This window comes from Peptoniphilus sp. HMSC075B08 (genome assembly GCF_001815405.1).
In the GTDB taxonomy this organism is placed as follows: Bacteria; Bacillota; Clostridia; order Tissierellales; family Peptoniphilaceae; genus Peptoniphilus_A; species Peptoniphilus_A harei.
Genome location: NZ_KV820450.1, coordinates 118,245 through 118,665, shown reverse-complemented (window position 1 = coordinate 118,665; position 421 = coordinate 118,245). Strand labels below are relative to the sequence as shown.

Below are 421 nucleotides of genomic sequence, written 5' to 3'. Positions count from 1 at the left end.
CAATTCTAATTCTTACGTCTGGGCCCACTGCCCTTCTTATGGCATCAAGTCTTTCTACATCTAGGCTAGGGTCTATTCCCACTTTTACCTTTAGGGTGTCGTATTTTCTTTTTACTGCATCTATGGCATCTCTTGCCATTTCTTCTGGATCATTAACAGATATTGTTATGTCTGTAGTTATTTTCTTCCTTGATCCTCCCATTAGTTTGTGAACAGGAATTTTATGTAGCTGTCCGTAGAGGTCCCAAAGGGCCATGTCGCAGGCTGCCTTTGCACTTGTATTTTTTACTATGCAGGAGTTTAGGGCCATCATTAGGTTCTCAAAATCATCTACGTCCCTACCCACAATTGTTTTTATTATGTGGTCTTTGAAGGCTCCTATGATTGAGTATTGTGTCTCACCTGTTACTGCTCCTGTTGG

Annotated in this window: 1 pseudogene; it reads right to left on the bottom strand. The window is 41.3% G+C overall.

The window, feature by feature from the left end:
* Positions 1 to 421 (bottom strand): annotated as a pseudogene (locus HMPREF3023_RS05630) (dipeptide epimerase); the annotation flags it as partial.